This window comes from Turicibacter bilis, assembly GCF_024499055.1.
Lineage (GTDB): Bacteria > Bacillota_I > Bacilli_A > MOL361 > Turicibacteraceae > Turicibacter > Turicibacter bilis.
Genome location: NZ_CP071249.1, coordinates 749089 through 773829 on the forward strand (window position 1 = coordinate 749089; position 24741 = coordinate 773829).

A 24741-nucleotide genomic window follows, 5' to 3' on the forward strand; every position below is an offset into this window, starting at 1 on the left:
TTAATCACCTAAGTTAATGTACGCTCATCGTCACTCATTTCTTTGTTAAAATAAAAAAAGATTACAAAAAGTAATCTCTTCTAAAATTTTGAGCGAATCGGTTCAAAAGATTGACGATGCTCTGAAATAATTCCATTTTCTTCAATGGCTTTTAAATGTTCCTTTGTTCCATAACCAACATGACGTTCAAATCCATAAGCTGGATATTTTTGTCCTAGTCGCTTCATATAGGCATCACGTGTCACTTTAGCAATAATACTTGCTGCAGCAATTGAGACACTTTTTGAATCTCCTTTAATAATTGGCGTTTGAGGGATATTTACATTCGGTAACGTCATCGCATCTAGTAATAAATGCTGCGGTTTAGGATCCATTTTTGCAATCGCACGTTCCATTGCTACTTTAGTCGCCTCATAAATATTTAATCGATCAATCTCTTCACTGGTACAAATTCCAACGCCAATACTGATCGCATGTTTTTTTATTTCTTCATAAAAATATAAACGCTTAGCTTCTGATAACTTTTTCGAATCATCAATTCCAAATAACCAGCAATCAGCTGGTAAAACGACAGCTGCTGCAATGACGGGCCCAGCTAACGGTCCACGTCCTACCTCATCGATACCTGCAATCAGTTCAACACCACTATAGCGAAGCTCATTTTCATAAATCGACATGGTAATAAATTTTTGGAATTCGTCATATTCCTTTTGCATTTTATTTTCATATTGTTTAACAAGCTTTTGAACACCACTACGTTCATCGGATTTTAATCGTTCAACAAAAGCTTCATCAACTACATCTTGTTGTAATATTTTTTTTATTTCATCTACCGTATACTTTTCCATCATTGAGCAGCTCACCTTTCTAAAGTAAAAAGCGATAACTTATTTATTCTATCAATGTTTTTTACATTAGTCAACTATGTTCAAATTTATGTCTTTTTTTGTAGAGAAAACTGTTTTTTTCTCGTTCTTTCTTATTTTAACATCATTCTAAGGTGGATTCTAGTTAATTTTTACTATTTTTCACAAATAGTTTACTAACCCTCACATTATAGACTAATTTTCATGATATTAGTCATTTTTTGTATTTTTTTCCTTTAACTACATCTTAATTTTAAAAAAAGAGTCGATGATTCAAACAAGATTGAATCCAACGACTCTTTTTATGTCTTTATTTTTCTTCTGATGTTGGAATATCACTAGGTAACTCAAATGATAAGCGTCCTAATTTCACACTACGAATTTCACGAAGTAAAATCTCGTAAACTTTATCATAATCCACATAGCCACCTGATTGTAAAAATCCACGCTTTTGTCCAATCTCATCTAATACAGCAACTTTATCTTCAAACTGACCACTTAAGTTATAACGTTCAACTAAACGATCTGGATAATGTGCAATTAAATAATCTAAAGCATACAAAATAATATCATCTAAATGTAAAATCGTATCTTTAATGGCACCAGTAACAGCTAAATTATAACCTACACGTTTTTCTTCAAACTTTGGCCATAATACTCCTGGTGTATCTAATAATTCTAATTCTTTTTCAACTTTAATCCATTGTTGTGCTTTTGTAACCCCTGGACGATCTCCAGTTTGTGCCGCTTTACGTTTCGCTAGATTATTAGTTAGCGTTGATTTCCCAACGTTAGGAATTCCTAAAATCATCGCACGAATTGGACGCGGACGTAATCCTTTCGCTTTTTCTTTTTCAAACTTCTCTTTTAGGATTTCTTTTGAAGCTTCCGTAATGTGCTTGATGGCATTTTGATGAAGCGCATCAATCGTAATGACGGGTTGACCTTTTTGTTTAAAATAATTTAACCATTGTTGTGTGACATTAGGATCTGCAATATCCGCTTTATTTAAAATGATTAATTTCGGTTTATGTTTAATAATTTCATTCATCATTGGATTACTCGATGAATATGGAATACGTGCATCTAGCAACTCATAAACGATATCAACTAATTGTAATTTTTCTTGAATTTGACGACGGGCTTTTGCCATATGCCCTGGAAACCATTGTACTGTCATCTTGTCACTCCCTAAGTTGTTTTTTAACCTAATAGTAGGTTATCACCATTTAAAACTTTAATTCCTACCTAATTATTCGATTTTACCAAAATGTAAAACTGGCCATTGTGTCCATATGACCTGACCTAAAATTTGATCTTGATGGATTAATCCAATTTGACGACTATCGAAACTATGCGGACGATTATCTCCAAGCACTAAATAATACCCCTCAGGAATTACCTCACACGGATTAAATTGACAAATCTCTTGTAATGTAAAATCCTACGTAAACAGTCCATTAGATGAAATGAGTGATTTCCCTTCATCAAGATAAGGTTCCTCAATTGATTCCCCATCCATATAAAGTTAATTTTGATCAATAGCTATCGTTTGAACGAGTAGTCCAATAATTCGTTTGACATAATATTTATCCGTGGATACTTCAAACACAACCACATCAAATGCATTTGGCTCATAACCACGCTACCACAAGATAACGGTATCCTCATCATGTAACGTTGGATACATCGATGCACCATCCACCTTTACCGGGGTAAAAATAAATCGATGAACGATAGTTACTGCAATCAAAATTATCATAAATGTCTTAATCCAATCAAAGACTTCACCTAAGATTGACTTCATCTCACCATGTTTAATCTAATCCCTATTTCATTTCACTCACTGACATTAAAAACGTCACTTCTTCTACCTGCTTCAAACTATTCAATTCGACCAAAACTTGATAGTGGCCATTGAATCCATGTTGCTTTACCTAGAATCTGATCTTCACTAATTAAACCAATATGACGACTATCTTTACTATGCGGACGATTATCCCCAAGCACTAAATAATAGCCTTCTGGAATGACGTCACATGGATCAAATTGACAAATTTCTTGCAAAGTAAAATCCCAAGTAAATTCACCACTATAAGAAACGAGTAATTTTCCTTCGTCAAGATAAGGTTCCTCAATCGGTTCCCCATCAATATAAAGTTGATCTTGATGATATGAGACAGTTTGACCTGGAACACCAATGACACGTTTCACGTAATAAACATCTGGTGAATATTCAAAAACAATCACATCAAATGGCTCAGGCTCATACCCAAGCTCCCATAAAATAACAGAATCTCCGTCATGCAACGTTGGATACATGGATGGTCCATCTACTTTTACTGGAGTAAACACATATTTATGAATGAGCGTTACGGCAATAAAAATAATAACAAATGTCTTTACCCAATCAAAAATCTCACTAAATACTTTTTTCATTCCCTTCACTCCACCATTATATTTTCAGTTAACAACCTGACTTAGCTGATAATCTGATTGAACATTACCCTCTAGTATTAGCTAAAGCCAGTTTGAACATACAGTTTACTGTTAATTTTACCATAAAGTTGAAGTATTTCATAAAAAAAAGATGCCCTAAAACTAAGTTTTTAGGGCATCTTAATTGCAATTGAGGTAATTGTTTTGAAAAAGTAAAATTATCGACGCTCTTTGATACGAGCAGCTTTAGCTGATAAGCTACGGATGTAGTTAAGTTTTGCACGACGAACTTTACCACGACGAGTAACTTCGATTTTTTCGATGATTGGTGTGTGTAATGGGAATGTACGCTCAACTCCACATCCGAAAGAAATCTTACGAACTGTGAAAGTTCCGCTAATTCCGTTACCATTTTGACGTTTTAATACTAAACCTTCGAATACCTGAACGCGCTCACGGTTACCCTCTTTGATACGAACGTGTACACGTACGTTATCTCCTGCGCGGAATTCTGGTAAATCTGTTTTTAAGTATGATTGTGTTAATTCATTGATTAATTGTTGACTCATTAATCTCACGCTCCTTCATTACGCAAGTTCATTCAATTAGTTTGCTAATTCAGCGGAACTTGGGGTAGTGCTCTTTGGCACGTTTGAAATCATATCACAATCGTCTCGTTAATTCAATGATTTTTTATAATTATTCGCAAAAATCTTCTTTTTTTATTTACAACTGTCTAAAAATCTTTTAATACTTTCCTTAATTGTCAAACTCTGTCTAAAAAAGAGCCAATCGACTTCGCGATTAGCTCTCTATCTTATGATTGTTGTTTAAATTTTTCAATTAATATTTTTTCATGATCGGTTAATTCACGACTGTCTAACAAATCAGGTCGACGTGTATACGTGCGATATAACGACTGTTCATGACGCCACTTCTCAATCTCTTTATGATTTCCTGACGTTAGCACAGGTGGAACCATCATGCCTCTAAAATCAACAGGACGTGTGTATTGTGGAAATTCTAGTAACCCCATTGAAAATGAATCATTTTCATGAGACTCTTGTTTCCCTAATACATCTGGAAGTAAGCGAACGACTGCATCAGTCATTACCATGGCAGCTAACTCTCCGCCTGTTAGAACATAATCACCTAATGATAATTCATCCGTCACTAAATGCTCACGAATTCGCTCATCAAACCCTTCGTAATGACCACAAATAAAGATTAAATGCTCTTCTTTCGCTAACTCCTCTGCTTTAGCTTGCGTAAATCGCTCACCTTGTGGACACATTAAAATAATACGTGGCTTTGTCTTGGTGTTTTGGCACACGGATTCAACCGCGTCAAAAATTGGTTGTGGAGCTAGTAACATTCCCGCTCCCCCACCATACGGATAATCATCAACCTTTTTATGCTTATTCGTTGAGAAATCACGGAAATTAACTGTATTTAACTCAACAGCTCCGCGCTCTTGAGCACGTTTTAAAATCGAGTCATTAAAAACACCTGAAAACATTTCTGGAAATAACGTTAAAACATCAATTTTCATTATAATAACCCTTCTAACACTTGAATTGTTACTTGTTTCGTCTCGATATCGACCGCTTTAACTACATCTTCAATATAAGGAATTAAGGCATCTTTTTGTCCAGGACGTTTAACGACCCAAACATCATTTGCACCTGTTTCTAAAATTTCACTAATCTCTCCGATTGTTTCTCCATCCGTCGTTACGACTTGACATCCGATAATTTCAAAGTAATAGAATTCATTTTCATCTAATTCTTCTAAATCATCTGCTGAAACTAATAATGCACATCCTTTATACTTTTCAACATCATTAATAGAATTTAAATGTTTAAATTTTAATAAGTCGGCTCCTTTATGAACGCGATGCGTTGCCACTGTCACATCCACATATTCTCCATTAAAATCAATCACTAATTGACTTCCTTTTTTAAAACGATCCTCTTTAAAATCACTATTTGAAACAACTTTCACTTCACCTTGTAAAGCATGAGTGTTGACGATTTTTCCAACTTGTAAAAAATCCATGATTTAAAACCTCCTCTATGCGAGTGGCACGCTTTGTTAGCTTAGCGCTAACGAAGGGCCAATTGCTAACTAACACTATCTTTATTATGGTAATACAAAAAAGTTTTTTATTCAACAAAAAAAGAAAGACCACCTTCAGTCTTTCAACCATTCATTGATCTATCATTGTAAAAACTAACTACGCCCTGACAGTAGAAGACATATTTCTATTGGAAATGGAAGGGAACCCATCGAAACTATGAGATGTCTTAGTATCAAAAAAGAAGAACGACTATTTCACTCTTAAGATTCCCACATCCAATCATCTCAATAAATAAAATCAGTTAAAATCATTTAAATGGTTTGTTTACCATTCCCTCAAAATTTCTCCATCCATTCACAAACTTAAAACTTTTCCAGCGGCTTTGAAAAACATTCTCACCTATCAAAAAAGGTGGGGCTGAAATATGTCTAATTTAACATACATGCGAACCAAGACAGTACTTCTCTAAAAAAGAACTTTATGTCGATGTTTTCCCTGTTTTTAAACAACCGCTGTCTTATTTCTTTTTAAAGGGTGATATGCTATAATTAATCATAACAATCATGATTTATTGGGAGGTGTCAAATGAATTTACGTCAAGCAAAGTCAACCTTATTAATCTTTACTTATATCTTTGTGATGTTTTTATTACCAACGATTTCATTTCACTTATTAGCCACATTTTGCACAAACGATGTAGATATTCAAGTGTTTGCAAACTTAATTTCTTATATCGTTTTAGTCATTGTTTCCATCGCATTCTTTGGTCGTGAGCTAGCTGAACAATTTAAAAAAATTACTTCCATTAAACACTTCATAAAAGGAGTTGCAATTAGTTGGTGTCTTTTATTTGTAGCGTCATACGTTTCAGGTATGATTGTCATCTTCTTTACCCAATCAGCTGAGTCATCAATCAATCAACAAGTCATTACGAATCTTATGGAATTCCATCCTATTTTAATGGCAAGTATGACGATTTTATGTGCCCCTCTAGCCGAAGAAGTTGTTTTCCGCTTTACTATTATGCGAGGGCTTCTTAAACATCCATGGCTCGGAATCTTCCTAAGTAGTTTCTTATTTGGAATGATTCACGTCATTAGTGCAGGAGATTTCATCTATATTATTCAATACATGGCGATGGGGATTGCATTAGGATATACCTATTATCGTCATCAAAATATTTGGTATTCAATTGGTGTACACGCTGTACAAAACTTCATTTCAACCGTATTAGTTTTTATCACCTTATTTTTAACTTAAAAAAAATCACGACACATTTGATGTCGTGATTTTTTTATGGCCTAAATTTCTATTCAAAAGGAGTTATAAAAAGTCCCTATTATACAATTATCAATCCTAACTGATAAACAATTAAACTAACGAGGTAAGCAACAATTAATCCAAACGCGACCATTAACCCCGTTGTCTTGGCTGATTTCGTTTCTTGATACATGACCCCTACCGTTGATAGACAAGGAATATACAGCAAAGAGAACACTAAAAAACTAAAGGCTTGAAGTGGTGTAAATAACGTTAAAATTCCCGCTTCCGCCCCACAAATAATTAGCATAGATGAGGCCACTAATTCTTTCGCTAAAAAGCCTACTACTAAACTACTAGCCGCTTGCCATGTTCCAAAGCCAAGAGGAAGAAATAACGGAGCTAAGACACTACCTAACATTGCTAAATAACTTTCATCACTCGCCACATGTAACCCTGCTGGCCCCATCTCTTGTAACAACCATAAAATAACCGATCCTAAGACAATAAATTTCCCAGCCGTATGAATAAAGTCACTTCCACGATTAAGCGTCTGGCTAATTAAATTTTTGACTTGTGGAACACGATACGGTGGAACCTCTAAAATAAAATTATCTTCTGTCTTTTTAAAGATTGAAACTGATAACAGTTTTGCACTTAATAAAGCAATCACAATACCAAGTAAATATAATCCCATAATAACAAGAGATTGATACTTCGCAAAGAACATTCCAACAAATAACACATAAACCGGTAAACGAGCAGAGCACGACATAAATGGAATCACCATCATCGTTTTGATACGTTCATTGCGATCAGGAATCGTACGCGTCGCCATAATCGCAGGAACATTACACCCAAATCCAGTCACAAGCGGGACAATCGCCTTCCCATTTAGTCCAAAACCTGAGAAGATATAATCCATCACAATCGCAACTCGCGCCATATATCCAGTTGCTTCCATTAGCGATAAACAGAAGAATAAAATTAAAATTTGTGGTAAGAAGACAATCACACCTCCTACCCCTGCAACTAATCCATCAATGAGTGCTCCATAAATGAAACCATCTGGATTGGCGCCTAACGACACTAAGAAGTTTGATAGATTTGGTACAATCCATTCATCTAATACGGCACTAAATCCATCGGAGATTGGGTTTCCTACTAAATCAAACGTTACTACATAAATTAAGAACATCAGGACGAGAAAAATCAACGTTCCGATAATCGGATGTGTTAAATAACGATCGACCTTCGTTAACTTAGGCTTCGTTTCAACTTTAAAACCAGGAATCGTCTCCATACACTCACGATAAAGTTGATGAATAAATTCACGTCGTTTATTAAAAATAGCACCTTTTAATGATAAAGCCACTTTTTCATTTATAATTTTTCGTTCAGTTTCCTCGACAATCGCACGAATTGGTACTTCATTTGCAAGAGATAGTGATTGATAAATTCCCTCATTTCCCTCTAATGCCTGAATCGCAATCCAACGGGCATCTAAATGTTGAGGAGTCTCACTAAGAAGCGATAAAATCTGAGAAATAGCTGTTTCAATTGTGATACCATAATATAGACGAAATGGTTTTTTGAGTGTTAATGCCGGTAATTGATGAATCACTTCATCAATTCCTTCATTTTTACGAGCAGAAATAAGGACTCCATTAACCCCGAGCATTTTTTCTAATTTCTCAAGGTTTAAATTTAATCCCTTTCTATGAAGAGCATCCATCATGTTCATGGCCACTAACATAGGAACATTTGCTTCTAGCAGCTGAATGGTTAAATGAAGATTACGCTTTAAATGCGTTGCATCGACAATATTTAAAAGCCCATCATATGACTCATTTAAAAGGGCATAAGTCACCACTCCCTCATCTTCACTACTTGGCGTCACACTATAAGTTCCTGGTAAGTCGATTAGCTCATCATTCGTTTTTTTAATACTCCCTACCAGTTTATCAACTGTGACCCCACTCCAGTTCCCAACATGAGCATTCGCTCCTGTTAAGCTATTAAATAACGTTGTTTTACCCACGTTAGGATTTCCAATTAACATTAAACGCAAGCAACTCACCTCCTAATTTCCTTATAATTTTTCAACGGTTATCTTTTTAGCATCTTGTTTTCGGATACAAAAATCAACATCATCAATTGAAATATAAAATAATTGTCCAAAGTTTAAAATATTTAACATCGTAACTTCTGAGCCAATGGAAATTCCCACGTCATAAAGTCGACGGCTGAAACTATCTGACAAATCTTTAAAATCTAAAATTAACGCACTCTCACCTTTTTTTAATGTCGATAAAGTCATCATCATGTCTCCTTTTGATTGATAATAATTCTCATTAATTATATTATATCATATGCAAAACTTGACGTCTATTTCAATCGAATTATCCTCTTTTAACACTTATTAAAACTCCTCTGAAACTAAATTTCATGCTGCGCCCTCACCTTAAAAAGTATTCACTACCTGCTTTAGACTCTATATACCTTGTAATTATGTGTCAATTAAAAAAAGACATACTTTCCCTTCCTTTACAATACATTCATTATAGGTGATTATGTATGAAAAAAATCATGAATTCTGTTGTTCTTCTTGCATTTCTTATTATCTTATTACTGCAGCCAGCGCCTATTATTGCGGCGACCAAAACTGGTTTTGTCACTTGGGCAGAAAAAGTTGTGCCTTCACTCTTTCCATTCTTTGTACTGACGCGTCTCATGATTTATTATCAAGTGCCGCAATTAATCGGTAAGCTGCTCACGCCATTATTTAAATCCCTACTTCACTTATCACCCATTACATTTTTTGTTATGTTTTTGAGCATGATTAGTGGAAATCCATCAGGATCAAAGATGGCACGAGATTACTATGATCAACATTTAATTAGTGCTAAAGAAATGGAAGGACTCATGTATTTTTGCAACTTTGCCAGCCCCCTCTTCATCCTCGGAACGGTAGGCGTCGTGCTGTATCAATCCACCACGATTGGTTACTTATTATTAATAGCGCATCTTTTAGGATCAATTGCTGTCTTTATTTGTTGTTATCCATTACTTCGCTCCAAAGAAACGATTCGCCAAGTCACTGTTCAATTTCCAAATCAATCATTTTCTGCTATTTTGATTGACTGTATTGAAAGTAGTCTTCAAACGTTAATCCGTGTTGGAGGAATTATCGTCTTTTTCTACATCATTTCTGAGACGTTTAATATTATTGAGATTACACAACTCTTCAATGTCATTATGCATCCTTTTATTGAAGATATAGGTTTACCGTCAATAGAACCACTTGTAGCAGGAATTCTTGAATTTACCCAAGGAGTCACTAAAGTTTCCCAAACAACCGCTCCTCTTCAAACTAAACTCATCTTAACTGCTTTTATTATTAGTTTTACTGGTCTATCTGTCCACACACAAAGTTTTATGTTTGCCAAAAACTTGAATATTCCTTATCTTAAATATTTCATCATGCGACTCCTTCATGGATGTACGAGTGCACTCATCGTGTTACTAACATGGAAAACAGTCTTAAGAGAGGATATAGATGTCTTCCTTCCTCTCGACTCAACTCCATCTACAGTGGACTCTTCTCTCATTCCACTGACCGTGGTCTTATTTGCCTCTTATTTCGTTTTAAAACTATACCACCAAATAAAAATAAGAGTCAAACATAAACTAGCTTAAAAGCTTATCCAAAATAATGGATAAGCTTTTTTAATCCATAATTTCAGCAAACCTCCTTTAATTTCGTTCTTTAATTAAATCTCTTCCTTTAAAATTAGTACATCATTAGCTGAAGCATTAGTCGCTATTCCCAAGCAATCTTGTATTAGATGCCACACTATTTATAAAAATAAAAGGATAAAGAAAAAGAGATAAGTAATAGCAAACCTTACTTATCTCTTCACATTATTTCGTTTGTAATATTTTATATTTTTCTTCTAGCGCGTCTTTGACAAAGTCAGGTACAAAACTTGAAACATCGCCTCCAAATCGAGCGACTTCTTTTGTCGTTGATGACGATAAAAACATATTTTCTGCTTTTGTCATCAAAAAGACCGTTTCAATCTCAGGTGCTAATCGCTTATTCGTCGTTGCGATTTGAAATTCGTATTCAAAATCTGTAACCGCACGAAGACCACGTAAAATCGTTTTAGCTCCCACTTCTTTGGCAAAATCTACGACTAATTTATCTGAACAAACCATCACTTCTACATTAGGTAAATGTGCTGTCGCACACTTTAACATCTCTACACGTTCTTCAACTGTAAATAATGTTTTCTTATTAATATTTTGCGCCACAGTGATATAAAGACGATCAAATAGTTCATAACCGCGCTCAATGACATCTAAATGTCCATTCGTCACCGGATCAAACGTTCCAGAGTAAAGTCCTACTTTATCCATTCCTATATCCTCCATGTTAACACTACTCATGAGTAATCATGAATCAGTGCATTAGTTTTCATCTACTCGATTATAAATGGTAATAGCGGTGATTCCATAAATTTCACGTTTAACTTGATGAATATCTCCAATTGATTCATGAAGTTCATCTTCTTTTAAACACTCGGCCATAATAATTCCATCTATAGCTAATAACTCATTTTCATGAATAAACTCGATAATCTCATTAATACGTTGCCCCTTATAAGGAGGATCTAATAAAATTAAATCGAATTGTAAACCACGTTTGACAATGGCTTTCAATGCTTTAAATGCATCATTTCGATAAATTTCAACTTGATCTTCAATTTTTAAATCTTTAACATTTTGTTTAATCGTATTAATAGCAATCGTTTCTCGATCGACAAAAATAACACGATCAATTCCACGACTTAATGATTCAATTCCTAAATTTCCACTTCCACCGAATAAATCCAATGCTACTCCACCATCAAAATAAGGGCCAATAATATTAAAGATACTTTCTTTAACCTTATCTGTCGTTGGTCGCGTATTTGTTCCTTTAACTGCCTTGATGCTACGTCCTTTTAATGTTCCAGCAACAACTCGCATTTTATCACTTCCTAATATTTTTCTAATTTAATTGTATAGAAAATATAGTTAATGTCAATATTATAATTGTAGCCGAGAGGTTACTATAAAAATAATCCCCCCTATTCTTCTATCATACTTCTCCTCTCCCTTTCACATATGGTCAAAGTATGAATAATAAGCCGCCACCCCCTAGGCGGCTTATTTTTTATTTCCCTGTATTTTAAGCACAACTATCTCTAGTTTACTACCTCTCACCCTCCCTATTTTAAACGTTTACACAAAGACGTTTCAATGTTATAATATCCATAAATTGGATTAAAGAGGTGAGTGTGTGAAAGAGTCAATTTATATCGCAAATTTCATTAAACGCAGCAACGCCTATCTCCTTGATTTTGGAATGACTATATTATTTATTTTTATGTGTGCTTTTACCTTAATGGGCTGGTTACAAAAAGTTATCCTTATCCTTGGGTTATATCTTTTAATCTTTCTAATTCCGTGTCTAAATCAAGGTCAAAGTATAGGCAAGCTTATTTTCAAACTGAAACCACTACATTTAAAGTCTCATACACCTTTAGCTTGGTGGGAAATTCAGCTTAGAGAACTAACGAAATATTTGTTATTCATACTTACATTTGGCCTGAGCCATATCATCAGTTATTTCATGTGCAGTGAACGTAGCGACCATCGAACACTACATGATCTCATCTTTAAAACTGAGGTCATCGATCTAAAGCCTCAAATTAAAAATTATGAAGCTAATCAATTTGCCGAAGATGATTATTATCAAAATTACAAAACTCAACGAACAATTAGATAAAGAACCTATCAAAAAGCGCGCTGTCATTAAACAGGGCGCTTTTTATTATATTAATTTTCTGGAATAAGTGGCGATGTTTCAATCCCTGCTTCACGATGATGTCTTGGGCAATAAACAATCCCACAAATGATAGCTGTTAGTGGTGAAACAAGAACTAACCCAATACAACCAACAAACGTATGAAGAATTTCAGATGAAACTTTTTGAGAATTTAAAATAGACATTAAGGGCGTTCCTTGTGCCATATAAACCATTAAAATCGTAATATAACTTCCCATATAAGCAAGTAATAACGTCGTTGTCTGACTCCCAACGACAGATTTCCCAATCGAAAGCCCTGATTTAATTAAATTTACTCGTGAAACACTTGGGTTATTTTTAATAACCTCGTCTAAAGCAGCTGAAATATCAATTGCCAAATCTAAGATAGCACCTGAACAAGCTAAATAAATTCCCGCTTGAAAAATGGCCGTTAAATCTAAATGTTGATATCCTGCATAAAGTAAAGACTCTGACCAATCCATCACAGCTCCATGCATCTTAAATAGATCCCCAAATACAACAGCTAATAGACACGTCATTAAAGAACAAATCATCGAACTTATAATTGCCGTATACGCCTTTTTATTGCAACCTGCCACTAATAGCAATGTCATAACTGTCAATAAATTTCCAACCATTAAGGCAACTAATAATGGAGGGATTCCTTTTAGCAGACATGGAATTAAAATCTTCACAATACTAAGTAAAGCAAAGGAAAACGACAACAATGTCCGAACTCCAGTAAAGCCTGAAAAGGCAATGATTAGTATAACAAATAATCCAATTAATAAAATTTGTTGATCGATTCGGTAATAATCCACCATATTAGCGAAGATAACCTCATTTGATGAGTTCAACTCTAACAATACCCAAGCCTTATCACCAGGTTTAAACATTTTATCAAACTCTAACTTTCCCGTCAGCAAGTTCATCCCTTCAACTTGTTGCCCTTTGTGCTCACCTTCTAAAATTTCGATTGTACAACGTTGGTCCCCTTGTTGGATTATTCCCGTGGAATAAACACCATTATTATTTACTTCAACGACTTTTGCTTTCACACCTTCTGAATTAACATAAATTTGTTTTTGAAACCCCGTTGGAATCCACCATAAAACAGCAAGTAAAATGATAAAAACTCCAATCATAACACATTCTTTTCGATTGATTTTATTCTTTAACAACACCAAAACAAACGACTCCTTCAAAATGATAGAGGACTGGTTTTCACCAGTCTTGTTAATTATTTAACTTAACTAGTTTTATCTCAATATGGATTATTCTTTTAAACCTGTTACTTCAACTAATTTATGATAAACATCTGTATTGTCATAAAATCCACTAAATTTTTCAGATCCTACTCCCATGGCATACACAGCTACTGGTGTTCCGGTATGTGCATATGAAGTCCATCCAATTCCCGCCTTATTATTTAAAATATGTGTTAAGCTCACAGATAATGGATCATATCCACCGTATAATAAGTCATTTTCCTCACTTGATGTACGATCTTCTACTGCTTTCATTGATTCTTCAAATCCAGCTTGTAATTTTGCTAATTCATAGTCACTTAAAACGAAGGCTTGATTTTCTTTAACTGCTGCAGCTTCATCATCAGCTGTTAATAAGCCAAAGTTTTCTTTAATCATTGGTAACATCTCTTCAAATGTTAAGTTTGGATTTTCTTCTTTTTTCGCTTTAACTAATTCATCAAATGCGACATAAGACATTTTTTGTGCGTCTAATAAATTGAATGCTGTATCATAACCAGTTGCCGCAAATCCGATACTCATACCACCTGTTTCATGATCTCCCGTAACGACAATTAATGTTTCCTCTGGGTGCTCATTAGCAAAGGCAATCGCCACATCGATTGCTGATTCAAACCCTAAAACTTCTTGAATGGCTGTCATCGCGTCATTAGCATGGCATGACCAGTCAACTTTCCCTGATTCAACCATCATAAAGAACCCTTCATCATTATCTAATACATCAATTCCTTTTTGAACGAAGTCAGCTAGTGTTAAATCTCCCTTTTTTGTATCGATATAATATGGCAGTGACCCACCATCTTGTAAAACTGGACTTACCGCATAAACTTTCCCTGAATTCTCATCTAGAGCTAAAATATCCTCTTTTGTATTGGCAATCGTATATCCATTTTCTTTAATAATTTCGAAAGCATCTTTTTGATTGTTATCTTTTCCTGTTGGTTGAGATAAGGATCCTCCTCCGAAGTAGTCAAAGTTAGATGCTGCTAATTGATTAGCAATTTCATAATACATTCCACGTGATTCAACATGAGCGTAATAGGCAGCTGGTGTCGCATGATTTAAAGTTACAGATGATACAATTCCAACTTTTTTACCAGATTCTTTCATTTGTTCAGCAATAGTTTTCGTCGCTTCTGTCTTATCAACATTTAGACCAATGACCCCACTATGCGTCTTAACACCTGATGACAATGATGTTGCCGTTGATGCTGAATCTGGAACAAAAGAACTAGAATTTTGCGTTGTAACTAAGCCCGTAACAGGAAATTGTGTAAAGCTTAAATTTGATGTACTAACTTCTCCATATACATTACTTCCTTCGTAAACTTGTGCTGAGTTCACTTGAACTTGAGACATTCCATCCCCAATAAACATAAACACATATTTAGGAACTTTTGTTGCCATTTCACCTTCTTTAGCTTCTGCTGTCACTTTTGGTTCTTGTGATGTTTCACCTCTATCTATTTCATTGATCGAACATCCTGTTATAAAGGCTAATACACCTGCTACTGATAAGATAACACTTAACCATTTTTTGAACATTATAAGTCCCTCCACCTGTTTATTATTAATCTGTATTGTTCATCAACAACCTCATTTTAACCATTATTAGATGCTTTATCCATAAATTGTGTGTTAATTTTGTGAAGAAACAGTTAATACATAGCGTATCATTTGATATTTCCAAATGATTTAGTTCACTCTTTTTTTTCTTAATCCTTATTTGTAATAGTCCCATACAAGAACATAGTTCATGGCATTCTCAACATAATGAGAAAAATATAAACATGCTTTTTATCTTCTATTCATTCACTTTATTAAAGCCATCTTTTCCTCCTTATTTTTTTGTAAAAGACTCTTTTTTATGATAAATGCAACCAAATTTTTATTAATATCATTTCATCTTTCAGAATAATTTCAAATGTCTCACCTTTTTGCGGAAAAAATTTTTGTTAACTATTCATTTTTTATCACAAAAAAAAGATCGCCTATTTAGCGATCTTCTTTATTAGAAGCGGAATCCTCCACGTCCTTTACCTTTTCCTTTTTTACCTTGTCCCATCATGCCACCAAGGCCAGCCATTGGATTTCCTCCACCACGTTGCATAGCGGCTGCCATACGTTCCATTTGACGTGGATCCATGTTTGAGAATTTCTTCATCATTTTACGCATGTCTGTAAATTGCTTAATTAAACGATTAACTTCAGCAATATCACATCCACACCCTTTAGCAATACGGTTTTTACGACTTGCATTAATTAAATCTGGGTTTTTACGTTCTTGTTCTGTCATTGAGTAAATGATCGCTTCCACACGAGCCATTTGTTTTGGATCAATATTAATATCTTTCAATTGATTCCCTACTCCAGGAATCAGTTTTAAGATATCTTCAAATGCACCCAGTTTTTTCATTTGCTTCATTTGCTTTAAGAAGTCATTGAAGTCATATGTTGCATTCATCATTTTATCTGCTAACTTCATACTTTCTTCTTCATCAAAATTCTCTTGAGCGCGCTCAATTAATGTCATAACATCTCCCATACCTAAAATACGAGATGCCATACGTTCAGGGTGGAATACTTCTAATGTATCAAGTTTTTCTCCCATCCCCATGAATTTGATTGGAACATTTGTAATTTTACGGATTGATAAAGCCGCACCACCACGAGTGTCCCCATCTAATTTTGTTAAAATAACCCCTGTTAAATCTAATTGCTCATGGAATGACTGTGCTACATTTACCGCATCTTGTCCTGTCATGGCATCAACAACTAATAAGATTTCTTGTGGTTTAACTAACGCTTTAATATCTTTTAACTCATCCATTAATTGCTCATCGATATGCAAACGTCCGGCTGTATCGATAATCACTAAGTCGTGACCATTTTCACGCGCATATGCCATTGCTTCGTTGGCAATATCGACCGGATTCATTGATGTTCCTTTTTCAAAAACTGGAATATTTAATTGTTTCCCAATTGTTTTTAACTGATCAACCGCTGCTGGACGATACACGTCACAAGCGACTAATAACGGATTCTTTTTCTCTTTCTTACGTAAGTAAGTTGATAATTTCCCTGTATGAGTTGTTTTTCCGGCCCCTTGTAATCCGACCATCATAAACACAGCTGGCTTCGTATGTCCAAAGTTTAATTCAGCTGCATTTTCACCCATTAATTTCGTTAACTCTTCATTAACGATTTTAATAACTTGTTGCCCTGGTGTTAAACTTTTTAAAACAGTCTCCCCAATGGCTTTCTCTTTTACTTCTTTAATAAATTCACGTACGACTTTAATATTTACGTCGGCTTCAAGTAGCGCTAAGCGGACTTCACGCATCATCACGTCAACATCTTTTTCCGTTAACTTTCCTTTACGTGTAACACTTTTTAGTGCTGACTGCAAGCGTTCTGATAATGTTTCAAATGCCATTTTATAAACCTCCTATATCTACAAGTCGCGATAAGTTTTTGCTAATTGAAAAACTTTTAATCCCTAGCGGTGGTGGAATAGATTTCTTTCAGAAATCGCTAGGTTGCCGCGCGACGATAGGATGTCTTAGTCCCAAAGCGTTTGTGAAACTATGACTCATCCTAAAAATATGAAATACATTTTTGTTTCTATATAAAAACATCATTCACCCAGTCTAACAATAGAATCATTTAATTTTGCACTGTAAATTTAACATATTCTTTTTTAGTCAAGTGATTGTAACTCATTCATCCATTTCACTAACTGTTCATCCGATGTATGCAACATCATCTGATCAATAATCTTTTCGCGTGCTTCACGCTTATTTAATAACTGTAACTTATCTTCATAATCTTCAAGCAACTTACCTGTGCGCTTAATATTATCAAATACTGCATTTCGGCTTACCTCAAACTGCTCTGCAATTTCACTGAGTGATAAGTCATCTTGATAATAAAGTTCGAAATACACCTTTTGCTTAGACGTTAATAACTCTTGATAAGTATCATATAGCTCATTCATTCGATTGACTTTCTCTAGCATCGTTTTGCCCCCAGTCCAATCTATCATGCCTACCGACTTATTTTAAAATCAAACGTAACATCGATTAGTTCTCGTCACCTTCAAATAAGTCTGCAAACAGACCATAAATATATTGTTCAATATCAAAATGAACTAAATCTTCTGCTTTTTCACCTAAACCAACATACTTAATTGGAATTCCAATTTCGTTACGGATGGCTAAAACAATTCCACCTTTAGCTGTTCCATCTAATTTAGTTAAAACAATTCCAGAAACATCTGTGGCCTCTAAGAATGCTTTTGCTTGACTCATTCCATTTTGACCTGTTGTTGCATCAATAACTAATAACGTATCGTGAGGCGCACCTGGTACTTCACGTTCAATGACACGTTTAATTTTTTCAAGCTCTTTCATTAAGTTAACTTTATTTTGTAAACGTCCCGCTGTATCGCATAATAAAACATCCACATTACGAGCCTTCGCTTCTTTAATAGCATCGAACATAACCGCTGATGGGTCTGAACCTTCTTTTAAAGAAACAACATCTACACCAATGCGGTCTCCCCAAACTTCTAACTGTTCAATGGCACCCGCACGGAACGTATCTCCCGCTGCCAATAATACTGATTTTCCTTTAGCTTTTAATTGATGAGCAATTTTAGCAATTGATGTCGTTTTTCCAACACCGTTAACCCCAACAAATAAAATAACTGTTAAACCTTCTTTATTCATACGTAAGTTTGAGTTAACAATCTCACCCTTGACGTAAATTTCAAATAACTTATCAACCATGATACGTTGTAACTCTTTTGGATCTGTTACATTGTGCTCACGAACAGTTTCTTTTAATTGATCAATGAATTCAACAACCGTTGAAACCCCGATATCTGCCATAATGAAGATATCTTCTAATTCTTCAAATAATTCTTCATTCACATCTGTATAACTTGAAAACACTGATTGTAATTGTTTTAACAAGTTCCCACGTGTTTTCTTCATACCTTCTTTATAATGTTGCTGAGCACGTAATTCTGTCTCAGACACTTCTTTCTTTCCAAGAACGATCGATTTCAAACGATCAAATAAACCCATAGATGCCACCTCAATCATCATATTGTATTATAGTTAACTACTACTTATTGTTACTCTATCACATTTTTAGCCATCTGACTATTATTTTTCGTCATCCATATAGTCTGAGACATTATCCATGCGGACTGAAACTAATTTCGTCACTCCACGCTCTTGCATCGTCACCCCATATAAAACATCGGCTTTTTCCATCGTTCCTTTACGGTGAGTAATGACAATGAATTGCGTCTCATTACTAAATGCCTTTAAATAGTTCGCATAGCGTGCGACGTTCGCTTCATCGAGTGCGGCTTCAACCTCATCGAGCACACAAAACGGAACCGTACGAACTTTTAAGATAGCAAATAATAACGCGATTGATGTCAATGCCTTTTGACCACCTGATAATAAATTCGAAGTCTTTAACTTCGTTCCTGGTGGTTGAGCAATAATTTCTACCCCTGTATGAAGTAAATCATGAGGATCCGTCAACACTAAATCCGCACTTCCACCACCGAATAATTTTTTAAAGATCTCCATATATTGTTCACGAACCAGATCAAACGTTTCTTTAAACTTCACCGTCATCTCTTGATCCATTTCATTAATAGTCTCTTCTAACGTAGCTTTCGCTTCGATTAAATCATCACGCTGTGTCGTCAAGAAATCATAACGCTCTTTAACACGTTGATATTCCTGAATCGCTCCAACGTTAATTTCACCCAGTGCAGCGATTTGACCTTTAATACTGCGGATACGTGATTTAATTTCTTCAATTGAGCCTTTCAATGGATAATTTTCATTTGCATGATCAAACGTCATCTGATACTCTTCCTCTAACTTCTTAATCATGATATCCATCTCAACATCGACTTTCCCAATTGAAACATCTAATTGATTTAATGATTCAGCCATCTTTTGTTGAACTTTATGACTTTCTCGAACTTCACGTTCAAGTGTCTCTAATTCTTGGCTGACTTTTGTTAACGTGACACGCTGATCTTGAATCTGTTCAATGATGCCTTCACGTTTTTCTTTTTTCTCAGCTAAGTTTGCTTCTAATTGAACCACTTCATCGTCATTTCCAAGTAATGCTTGTTCACTTTCAGCAATTTTATCTAATAATTCTTTTAAACGTATTCTAGCTTGTTCAGTTTCACCTTTTAAACGCTCAAACGTCGCACACTCATTATGTAATGCCGTTTCAAGTTTTGCCACATCGACTTTTAATTCAGTCATCTGTTGTAATAATTGAGATTTTAATTCTTCTTGTTGTTCAAGTTGTTCTTCTAACGTCTCAATTGTTGCTTTTGCCTCTTCAATACGTTGTTCTAGAACTAAACGATCTTCTGCTAACTGATTATTCTTCTCAACTAATTGTTTTAATTCGGCTTCATGTTCACGACGTTCAATACGAAGTAATTGCTCACGTTCATTTTGTGATTTTTCACGATATTCAAACGCTAACTTCTGTTGATTCACTTCAGACATCTTCTCTTTTAAGCGTTCACCAGCAAGTTGTACCTTTTGCAATTCTTTTTCAGATTGCTTCACGGTCTGTGCCCATTCTTCTTGAAGTACTTTTGACTGTTCTAACTCATCCGTTAATTGCCGAATTTGACGTTGGCAATCTTCAATTTCATTTTTTTGACGAAGTAAAGATGAACCTTGACGCTTCACAGCCCCTCCGGTCATCGCCCCTCCAGCATTAATCACGTCACCTTCTAACGTTACGATACGATAACGATAATTCAGCTGTTTCGCTAAATTTTTCGCCACATTTAAATCCTTGGTTACAATAATATTTCCTAAAATATTTTCAACAATTTGTCGATAACGTTGATCATAGCCAACTAATTGTGAAGCTACACCTACCACATCTTGATTTCCTTGAATACGATTTTGAACATCCAGTGGTAAAAGACGTGATTTAATAACGTTTAATGGTAAGAACGTGGCACGTCCTGCGTGATGTTTCTTTAAAAAATCAATGGCTTTTTTAGCAGAATCATCATTGGTCGTGACGATCTGTTGCATGACTGGCCCTAAGACGACATCCATCGCTAATTCTAACTCTTTTGGAACCGTAACTAACTCAGCAACAGCCCCTTCAATCCCAGAGACTTGTCCCTGTTCACGAGCTTTTAAAATCTTTTTAACCCCTTCATTAAATCCAGAGAAATCTTTTTGAGCATCTTCAAGCCATTGCAAACGGTTATTCATCTTATCTAACTGATGGGTTAAATGACGATGACGATTTGTTTCCATCTCTGCCTGCTTTAAGCGTTGTTGATGTTCTTTATATAATTGTTGATATAAATCTCGTTTTTCTTTTAGCGATGTCTCAAACTTTCCATACTGTGCTTTAAATGTCTCTTGCTCTTGAACTAATGCGTCACGATCAAGTAACGCTTTTTCCTCATCCTCATTGATGCGCTCAAGCGTGGTCTCTGTTCGCTTAATCTGCTGATTAATCGCAATATATTGATTTTTAACGCTCGCTAACCGATTCACATCTTCAAAATAAGCGTCACGCGTCGTATCTAATTGAATCTTTAAGTTTTCTTCTAAATGTTGATACTCTTCAGAGACCTTCTGTAACTGTGATTGCTTCGTTTCTAACGATGTCTTCGTCTTTGTCATGGCCTCTTCAGCTGTTTTTAACTCGACTTGTGAAGTTTCTAAACGTGATTCAAGTTGTGCTTGTTGTTCTGCTAATTCTTCTTTATTAGATGACGCATTTTTATGACGTTCTTTTAAAACATCACGTTGACCTTGAAGCTTTTGAATCCATTCTGATGTTTCAACTAAATCAGCTTGTAATTGTTCCAACTGGCGCTCTTGTGCTTGCTGATTTTGCTTTAACGTATCACGACGACGTTCATCATTAGCAATTTTAGCATTAATACTGACATGCTCAAATTCAACATCTTTACGTTCCTTTTTTGAACGCTCCATTTGGTCATTTAAAGTTTTAATATCATAAGCTAACACACTAATTTCAGAATCACTACATTCTTGCTTTAACACCATGTACTTCTCAGCTTGTTCTGACTGCTTACGAAGCGGTTCAACCTGGTCCTCAAGCTCAAAAATAATATCTTGTACACGACTTAAGTTATCACTTGTTGATTCAAGCTTTCGAGTCGCTTCTTTTTTACGCATTTTATATTTTAATACACCAGCCGCTTCTTCAATAATTACACGGCGGTCTTCAACGCGCGCCTCAACGATTGCCTTAACCTTATCCTGAGAGATGATCGATAAAGAGTCATGACCAATCCCTGTATCCATAATTAAATCGACGACATCTTTCAAACGCACTTTTTGTTTATTAATTAAATATTCACTATCTCCCGTACGATAAACACGGCGCGTAATACTGACTTCTTCATAATCAATTGGTAAACTTCCACAACTGTTATCTAAAACAAGCGTCACTTCAGCAAAGTTTAATGGTTTACGAGTTGATGTTCCGGCGAAGATAATATCTTCCATCTTCCCCCCACGTAAACTCTTAGCTGACTGCTCACCTAGTACCCAACGAATCGCATCGGAAATATTACTTTTTCCGGATCCATTCGGTCCAACGACCGCAGTGACACCTTGTTCAAATTCAACGACAGTTTTATCTGCAAAGGATTTAAAACCAATTGTCTCAATTCTTTTTAAATACATACGTTTCATCCTTTATCTACATTCTTAACTTTATTATTATACCGAATGTTTGTCGTAAAATAAAGGGACAACGCATGAGTTCAAACATTAGTTCTATCCTAAATTCCAACGTCTGGTTAAAATAAGACTTAGTTGTTTAAAGCCTTATAAAAATTCCCGTGTAAGGTCCAAACATCTTGAGCAAAATTACTCATCATTGTCATAGTTCGACACTTCTGTCGATCATAAGAACTAATAAAACTAATTCCTGGATCACTCCCTTGTATAAACGGAAGATAGTGACCATCATCTAACGATTTAAGCCATACCCCGTAACCATACCAATCTTCCTTCACTTGAGGAGATAACATTTCATTCACCATCGGTTGAGAAATTAATCTTCCTTTCATCAAACACGTCCAAAAGCGATCCATATCTTTTGCTGTTGTATAGGCTCCTCCTGCTCCGCTTCCTTTCACATCAAGGCTATAAATATTGCTGTAATAAGTTTGTGTCTCTTCATCTAGACAATAACCCGTTGCACAGTGAAGTGGTAATCGATCAAGCTCATAATAGCCAGTATCCTCCATTTCACAAGGAGTAAAAATGATTTTTTCTAAATAACGATCAAACGGTAATTTAGTGACAGCTTCAATGATTAATCCTAAGACTACATACCCGGCATTATTGTACTGAAACTTTTGCCCCTTCGGAAATGCCATGCGTTTATGAAGAAATAAGGGAAGTAAATCTTGAGACGTTCGAATTCGGTAATTCGGATAATTCTCCCATAACTTCGCATAGTCCGTACAAAGCGACTCATCAAAATAATCAGGTAATCCTGACGTATGTGTCAATAATTGACGAACCGTAATATTTTTATCAATATGATGCCAATCAAAGGGTAAGAGTTGGCCAAGTGTGCTATCAAAAGAAATAAACTTCCCCTCAATAAGTTGTAAAATGGCCACTGCAATAAATACTTTGCTTCCTGATGCCATAGGAAATTTTGTTTCTAATCGATTGAGGCGTTGATTGGCAAGATCAGCCTCTCCATACGCTTGTTTAAAAACCCATTTTCCATGCTCCTCAATTGAAATAACCCCTTTAAAATCTTCTTTAACTAAGTTTCTCATCTATTTATTCGCTCCTTTAGTTCTATTCAATCTCTTTATTAAACTGTATTAAAAAACAGACTACTTCATGAATAAGCAATCTGTTTTTTATGTGGTTTATTAAATTTCAATGGTCGTATGATCAAGCCACTGCCACTTTGGCCGTGCTTGTTTAATCTCATGAACTAATCGGTGGAGAGCTAAATCTTTTTGCTTGGCTTCAATCATAACATCAATATCTTGATTTAACGGTTTAATTAAATCTAAAAATCGTAGGATATCGTCTACTTCAATAAAATCAGCATGACGACGATCAGTCTCAAACTCCTTCGGACTTGACACATGAATTTTAGGTGGCCAATAATCGGCTTCCCACGTCTTAAAAATAGATTCTACCATTGATTCTAATGATTCTCCTTCATTATAGCAACGATGATGATGAATATCTAATACCATTGGTAGATGCAGTCGTTGACAAAGACCTAAAACATCTGAAGCCGAATAGGTCTTATCATCATTTTCTAAAATAAGTGCCCGTTGAAGACGTGAGGGTAGCCGCTCAAAGGTATGTATAAATCGTTCTAGTGCCGCCTCTTTTCCACCCGCTTTTCCTCCCACATGAAGGACTAGCTTTCCATGCTCCATGTCAAATAAATCAAATAAATCTAATTGATGCTCAAGTGTACGAATCGAAGACTCGATAACCGATTCATTGACACTATTTAAGACATTAAACTGATCGGGGTGCGCATCGACTCGCATATTAGACTGTTTGATTAACTTAGCTACTTCGTGACATTCGGTCTGAATCACTTTTGAATAATTCCATACCACATCTTGATGGGTGGCAAGTGGAATGAGTTTTGACGTGAGGCGATAAAAATGAATGTCATTTTCAATGTTATACTTTAAAATTTTTATTAAATCAATTAGATTCGATTGAGTCACTCGTTTAAGTAAACTTAAACGTTCCCTTTCAGACTCAATGGATGAATACTTCTTATATGTCACAGGAGATGAACTTGTAACTTTATCTAAACGCATCGCAATCGCAACATAACCAAATCGAACTCTCATAAAAAACACCCTCGGATTCTTTAATTTACTGT

General features: G+C 35.3%; 21 protein-coding genes and 1 pseudogene. 3 read left to right on the plus strand and 19 right to left on the minus strand.

All coding sequences use genetic code 11. The features are described from left to right. Positions 1-80: 80 nt before the first annotated feature. The 7 genes and pseudogenes from rnhB to rimM form a co-directional block, all read right to left on the minus strand. Entirely contained in the window at positions 81-851 is a 771-nt protein-coding gene (rnhB, locus tag J0J69_RS03490) for a ribonuclease HII (RefSeq protein WP_055241474.1), read from the minus strand. A gap of 325 nt (positions 852-1176) precedes the next feature. After that, the gene (gene ylqF / locus J0J69_RS03495) at positions 1177-2046 is read right to left on the minus strand and encodes a ribosome biogenesis GTPase YlqF (protein WP_212725854.1); all 870 of its coding nucleotides are present in this window, start codon (positions 2044-2046) and stop codon (positions 1177-1179) included. A 72-nt stretch (positions 2047-2118) separates the two neighbouring features. Then, positions 2119-2673 (minus strand): annotated as a pseudogene (gene lepB / locus J0J69_RS03500) (signal peptidase I). Between the two features lie 77 nt (positions 2674-2750). Then, entirely contained in the window at positions 2751-3305 is a 555-nt protein-coding gene (gene lepB / locus J0J69_RS03505; RefSeq protein WP_055241478.1) for a signal peptidase I, read from the minus strand. A 218-nt stretch (positions 3306-3523) separates the two neighbouring features. Further along, complete coding sequence (rplS, locus tag J0J69_RS03510; RefSeq protein WP_055241480.1) at positions 3524-3874, minus strand: 50S ribosomal protein L19; 351 nt, start codon at positions 3872-3874, stop codon at positions 3524-3526. Positions 3875-4122: 248 nt separating this feature from the next. Then, positions 4123-4857, minus strand: coding sequence for a tRNA (guanosine(37)-N1)-methyltransferase TrmD (gene trmD / locus J0J69_RS03515; protein WP_055241482.1), 735 nt, complete (start codon positions 4855-4857; stop codon positions 4123-4125). Next, the gene (gene rimM, locus J0J69_RS03520; protein WP_055241484.1) at positions 4857-5363 is read right to left on the minus strand and encodes a ribosome maturation factor RimM; all 507 of its coding nucleotides are present in this window, start codon (positions 5361-5363) and stop codon (positions 4857-4859) included. Before rimM ends, trmD begins: the two co-directional genes overlap by 1 nt. Before the next feature lie 607 nt (positions 5364-5970). Here rimM and J0J69_RS03525 point away from each other — a divergent pair. Next, positions 5971-6645, plus strand: a complete 675-nt coding sequence (locus J0J69_RS03525) for a CPBP family intramembrane glutamic endopeptidase (RefSeq protein WP_212724596.1) — start codon at positions 5971-5973, stop codon at positions 6643-6645. 79 nt (positions 6646-6724) lie between these two features. On the opposite strand, the gene feoB is transcribed toward J0J69_RS03525, so the two are convergent. Beyond that, on the minus strand, positions 6725-8707 hold the full coding sequence (feoB, locus tag J0J69_RS03530; protein ID WP_237252574.1) for a ferrous iron transport protein B: 1983 nt from the start codon (positions 8705-8707) through the stop codon (positions 6725-6727). A gap of 30 nt (positions 8708-8737) precedes the next feature. Next, positions 8738-8965, minus strand: coding sequence for a FeoA family protein (locus tag J0J69_RS03535; RefSeq protein ID WP_055304357.1), 228 nt, complete (start codon positions 8963-8965; stop codon positions 8738-8740). Positions 8966-9222: 257 nt separating this feature from the next. On the opposite strand from J0J69_RS03535, the gene J0J69_RS03540 reads away from it, so the two are divergent. Next, positions 9223-10344: a nucleoside recognition domain-containing protein gene (locus tag J0J69_RS03540; protein ID WP_212724598.1), complete on the plus strand. Its 1122-nt coding sequence runs from the start codon at positions 9223-9225 to the stop codon at positions 10342-10344. Between the two features lie 225 nt (positions 10345-10569). On the opposite strand, the gene coaD is transcribed toward J0J69_RS03540, so the two are convergent. Continuing rightward, positions 10570-11067: a pantetheine-phosphate adenylyltransferase gene (gene coaD, locus J0J69_RS03545; protein ID WP_055274935.1), complete on the minus strand. Its 498-nt coding sequence runs from the start codon at positions 11065-11067 to the stop codon at positions 10570-10572. A gap of 51 nt (positions 11068-11118) precedes the next feature. Beyond that, on the minus strand, positions 11119-11679 hold the full coding sequence (gene rsmD, locus J0J69_RS03550) for a 16S rRNA (guanine(966)-N(2))-methyltransferase RsmD (RefSeq protein WP_055241498.1): 561 nt from the start codon (positions 11677-11679) through the stop codon (positions 11119-11121). Between the two features lie 313 nt (positions 11680-11992). Here rsmD and J0J69_RS03555 point away from each other — a divergent pair, with 313 nt between their 5' ends. Continuing rightward, positions 11993-12481, plus strand: a complete 489-nt coding sequence (locus J0J69_RS03555) for an RDD family protein (RefSeq protein WP_212725852.1) — start codon at positions 11993-11995, stop codon at positions 12479-12481. Positions 12482-12531: 50 nt separating this feature from the next. On the opposite strand, the gene J0J69_RS03560 is transcribed toward J0J69_RS03555, so the two are convergent. The 8 genes from J0J69_RS03560 to uvsE form a co-directional block, all read right to left on the minus strand. Beyond that, positions 12532-13707: a YibE/F family protein gene (locus J0J69_RS03560; protein ID WP_256637949.1), complete on the minus strand. Its 1176-nt coding sequence runs from the start codon at positions 13705-13707 to the stop codon at positions 12532-12534. A gap of 90 nt (positions 13708-13797) precedes the next feature. Further along, positions 13798-15336 carry an alkaline phosphatase gene (locus tag J0J69_RS03565; RefSeq protein ID WP_212725851.1) on the minus strand — a complete coding sequence of 513 codons (1539 nt, stop codon included), beginning with the start codon at positions 15334-15336 and terminating at the stop codon, positions 13798-13800. A gap of 466 nt (positions 15337-15802) precedes the next feature. Continuing rightward, complete coding sequence (ffh, locus tag J0J69_RS03570; protein WP_212723841.1) at positions 15803-17227, minus strand: signal recognition particle protein; 1425 nt, start codon at positions 17225-17227, stop codon at positions 15803-15805. A 264-nt stretch (positions 17228-17491) separates the two neighbouring features. After that, the gene (locus J0J69_RS03575) at positions 17492-17809 is read right to left on the minus strand and encodes a putative DNA-binding protein (RefSeq protein ID WP_055241507.1); all 318 of its coding nucleotides are present in this window, start codon (positions 17807-17809) and stop codon (positions 17492-17494) included. Positions 17810-17873: 64 nt separating this feature from the next. Further along, the gene (gene ftsY, locus J0J69_RS03580; RefSeq protein ID WP_055241510.1) at positions 17874-18881 is read right to left on the minus strand and encodes a signal recognition particle-docking protein FtsY; all 1008 of its coding nucleotides are present in this window, start codon (positions 18879-18881) and stop codon (positions 17874-17876) included. 81 nt (positions 18882-18962) lie between these two features. After that, positions 18963-22538: a chromosome segregation protein SMC gene (gene smc / locus J0J69_RS03585; RefSeq protein ID WP_212725850.1), complete on the minus strand. Its 3576-nt coding sequence runs from the start codon at positions 22536-22538 to the stop codon at positions 18963-18965. Between the two features lie 128 nt (positions 22539-22666). Beyond that, positions 22667-23653 (minus strand): serine hydrolase domain-containing protein, encoded by a 987-nt coding sequence (locus tag J0J69_RS03590; RefSeq protein WP_055304372.1) that lies wholly within the window; start codon positions 23651-23653, stop codon positions 22667-22669. Positions 23654-23752: 99 nt separating this feature from the next. Further along, the gene (gene uvsE, locus J0J69_RS03595) at positions 23753-24709 is read right to left on the minus strand and encodes a UV DNA damage repair endonuclease UvsE (RefSeq protein ID WP_212724604.1); all 957 of its coding nucleotides are present in this window, start codon (positions 24707-24709) and stop codon (positions 23753-23755) included. Positions 24710-24741 lie beyond the last annotated feature (32 nt).

What these genes read in the sequence shown, in the direction of transcription:
- J0J69_RS03535 (WP_055304357.1), bottom strand. Translation starts at nt 8,965, where the DNA reads ATGACTTTATCGACATTAAAAAAAGGTGAGAGTGCGTTAATTTTAGAT.
- trmD (WP_055241482.1), bottom strand. Translation starts at nt 4,857, where the DNA reads ATGAAAATTGATGTTTTAACGTTATTTCCAGAAATGTTTTCAGGTGTT.
- rsmD (WP_055241498.1), bottom strand. Translation starts at nt 11,679, where the DNA reads ATGCGAGTTGTTGCTGGAACATTAAAAGGACGTAGCATCAAGGCAGTT.
- ftsY (WP_055241510.1), bottom strand. Translation starts at nt 18,881, where the DNA reads ATGGGTTTATTTGATCGTTTGAAATCGATCGTTCTTGGAAAGAAAGAA.
- ylqF (WP_212725854.1), bottom strand. Translation starts at nt 2,046, where the DNA reads ATGACAGTACAATGGTTTCCAGGGCATATGGCAAAAGCCCGTCGTCAA.
- J0J69_RS03565 (WP_212725851.1), bottom strand. Translation starts at nt 15,336, where the DNA reads ATGTTCAAAAAATGGTTAAGTGTTATCTTATCAGTAGCAGGTGTATTA.
- coaD (WP_055274935.1), bottom strand. Translation starts at nt 11,067, where the DNA reads ATGGATAAAGTAGGACTTTACTCTGGAACGTTTGATCCGGTGACGAAT.
- smc (WP_212725850.1), bottom strand. Translation starts at nt 22,538, where the DNA reads ATGTATTTAAAAAGAATTGAGACAATTGGTTTTAAATCCTTTGCAGAT.
- rplS (WP_055241480.1), bottom strand. Translation starts at nt 3,874, where the DNA reads ATGAGTCAACAATTAATCAATGAATTAACACAATCATACTTAAAAACA.
- ffh (WP_212723841.1), bottom strand. Translation starts at nt 17,227, where the DNA reads ATGGCATTTGAAACATTATCAGAACGCTTGCAGTCAGCACTAAAAAGT.
- rnhB (WP_055241474.1), bottom strand. Translation starts at nt 851, where the DNA reads ATGATGGAAAAGTATACGGTAGATGAAATAAAAAAAATATTACAACAA.
- uvsE (WP_212724604.1), bottom strand. Translation starts at nt 24,709, where the DNA reads ATGAGAGTTCGATTTGGTTATGTTGCGATTGCGATGCGTTTAGATAAA.
- feoB (WP_237252574.1), bottom strand. Translation starts at nt 8,707, where the DNA reads ATGTTAATTGGAAATCCTAACGTGGGTAAAACAACGTTATTTAATAGC.
- J0J69_RS03525 (WP_212724596.1), top strand. Translation starts at nt 5,971, where the DNA reads ATGAATTTACGTCAAGCAAAGTCAACCTTATTAATCTTTACTTATATC.
- J0J69_RS03540 (WP_212724598.1), top strand. Translation starts at nt 9,223, where the DNA reads ATGAAAAAAATCATGAATTCTGTTGTTCTTCTTGCATTTCTTATTATC.
- rimM (WP_055241484.1), bottom strand. Translation starts at nt 5,363, where the DNA reads ATGGATTTTTTACAAGTTGGAAAAATCGTCAACACTCATGCTTTACAA.
- J0J69_RS03590 (WP_055304372.1), bottom strand. Translation starts at nt 23,653, where the DNA reads ATGAGAAACTTAGTTAAAGAAGATTTTAAAGGGGTTATTTCAATTGAG.
- J0J69_RS03575 (WP_055241507.1), bottom strand. Translation starts at nt 17,809, where the DNA reads ATGCTAGAGAAAGTCAATCGAATGAATGAGCTATATGATACTTATCAA.
- lepB (WP_055241478.1), bottom strand. Translation starts at nt 3,305, where the DNA reads ATGAAAAAAGTATTTAGTGAGATTTTTGATTGGGTAAAGACATTTGTT.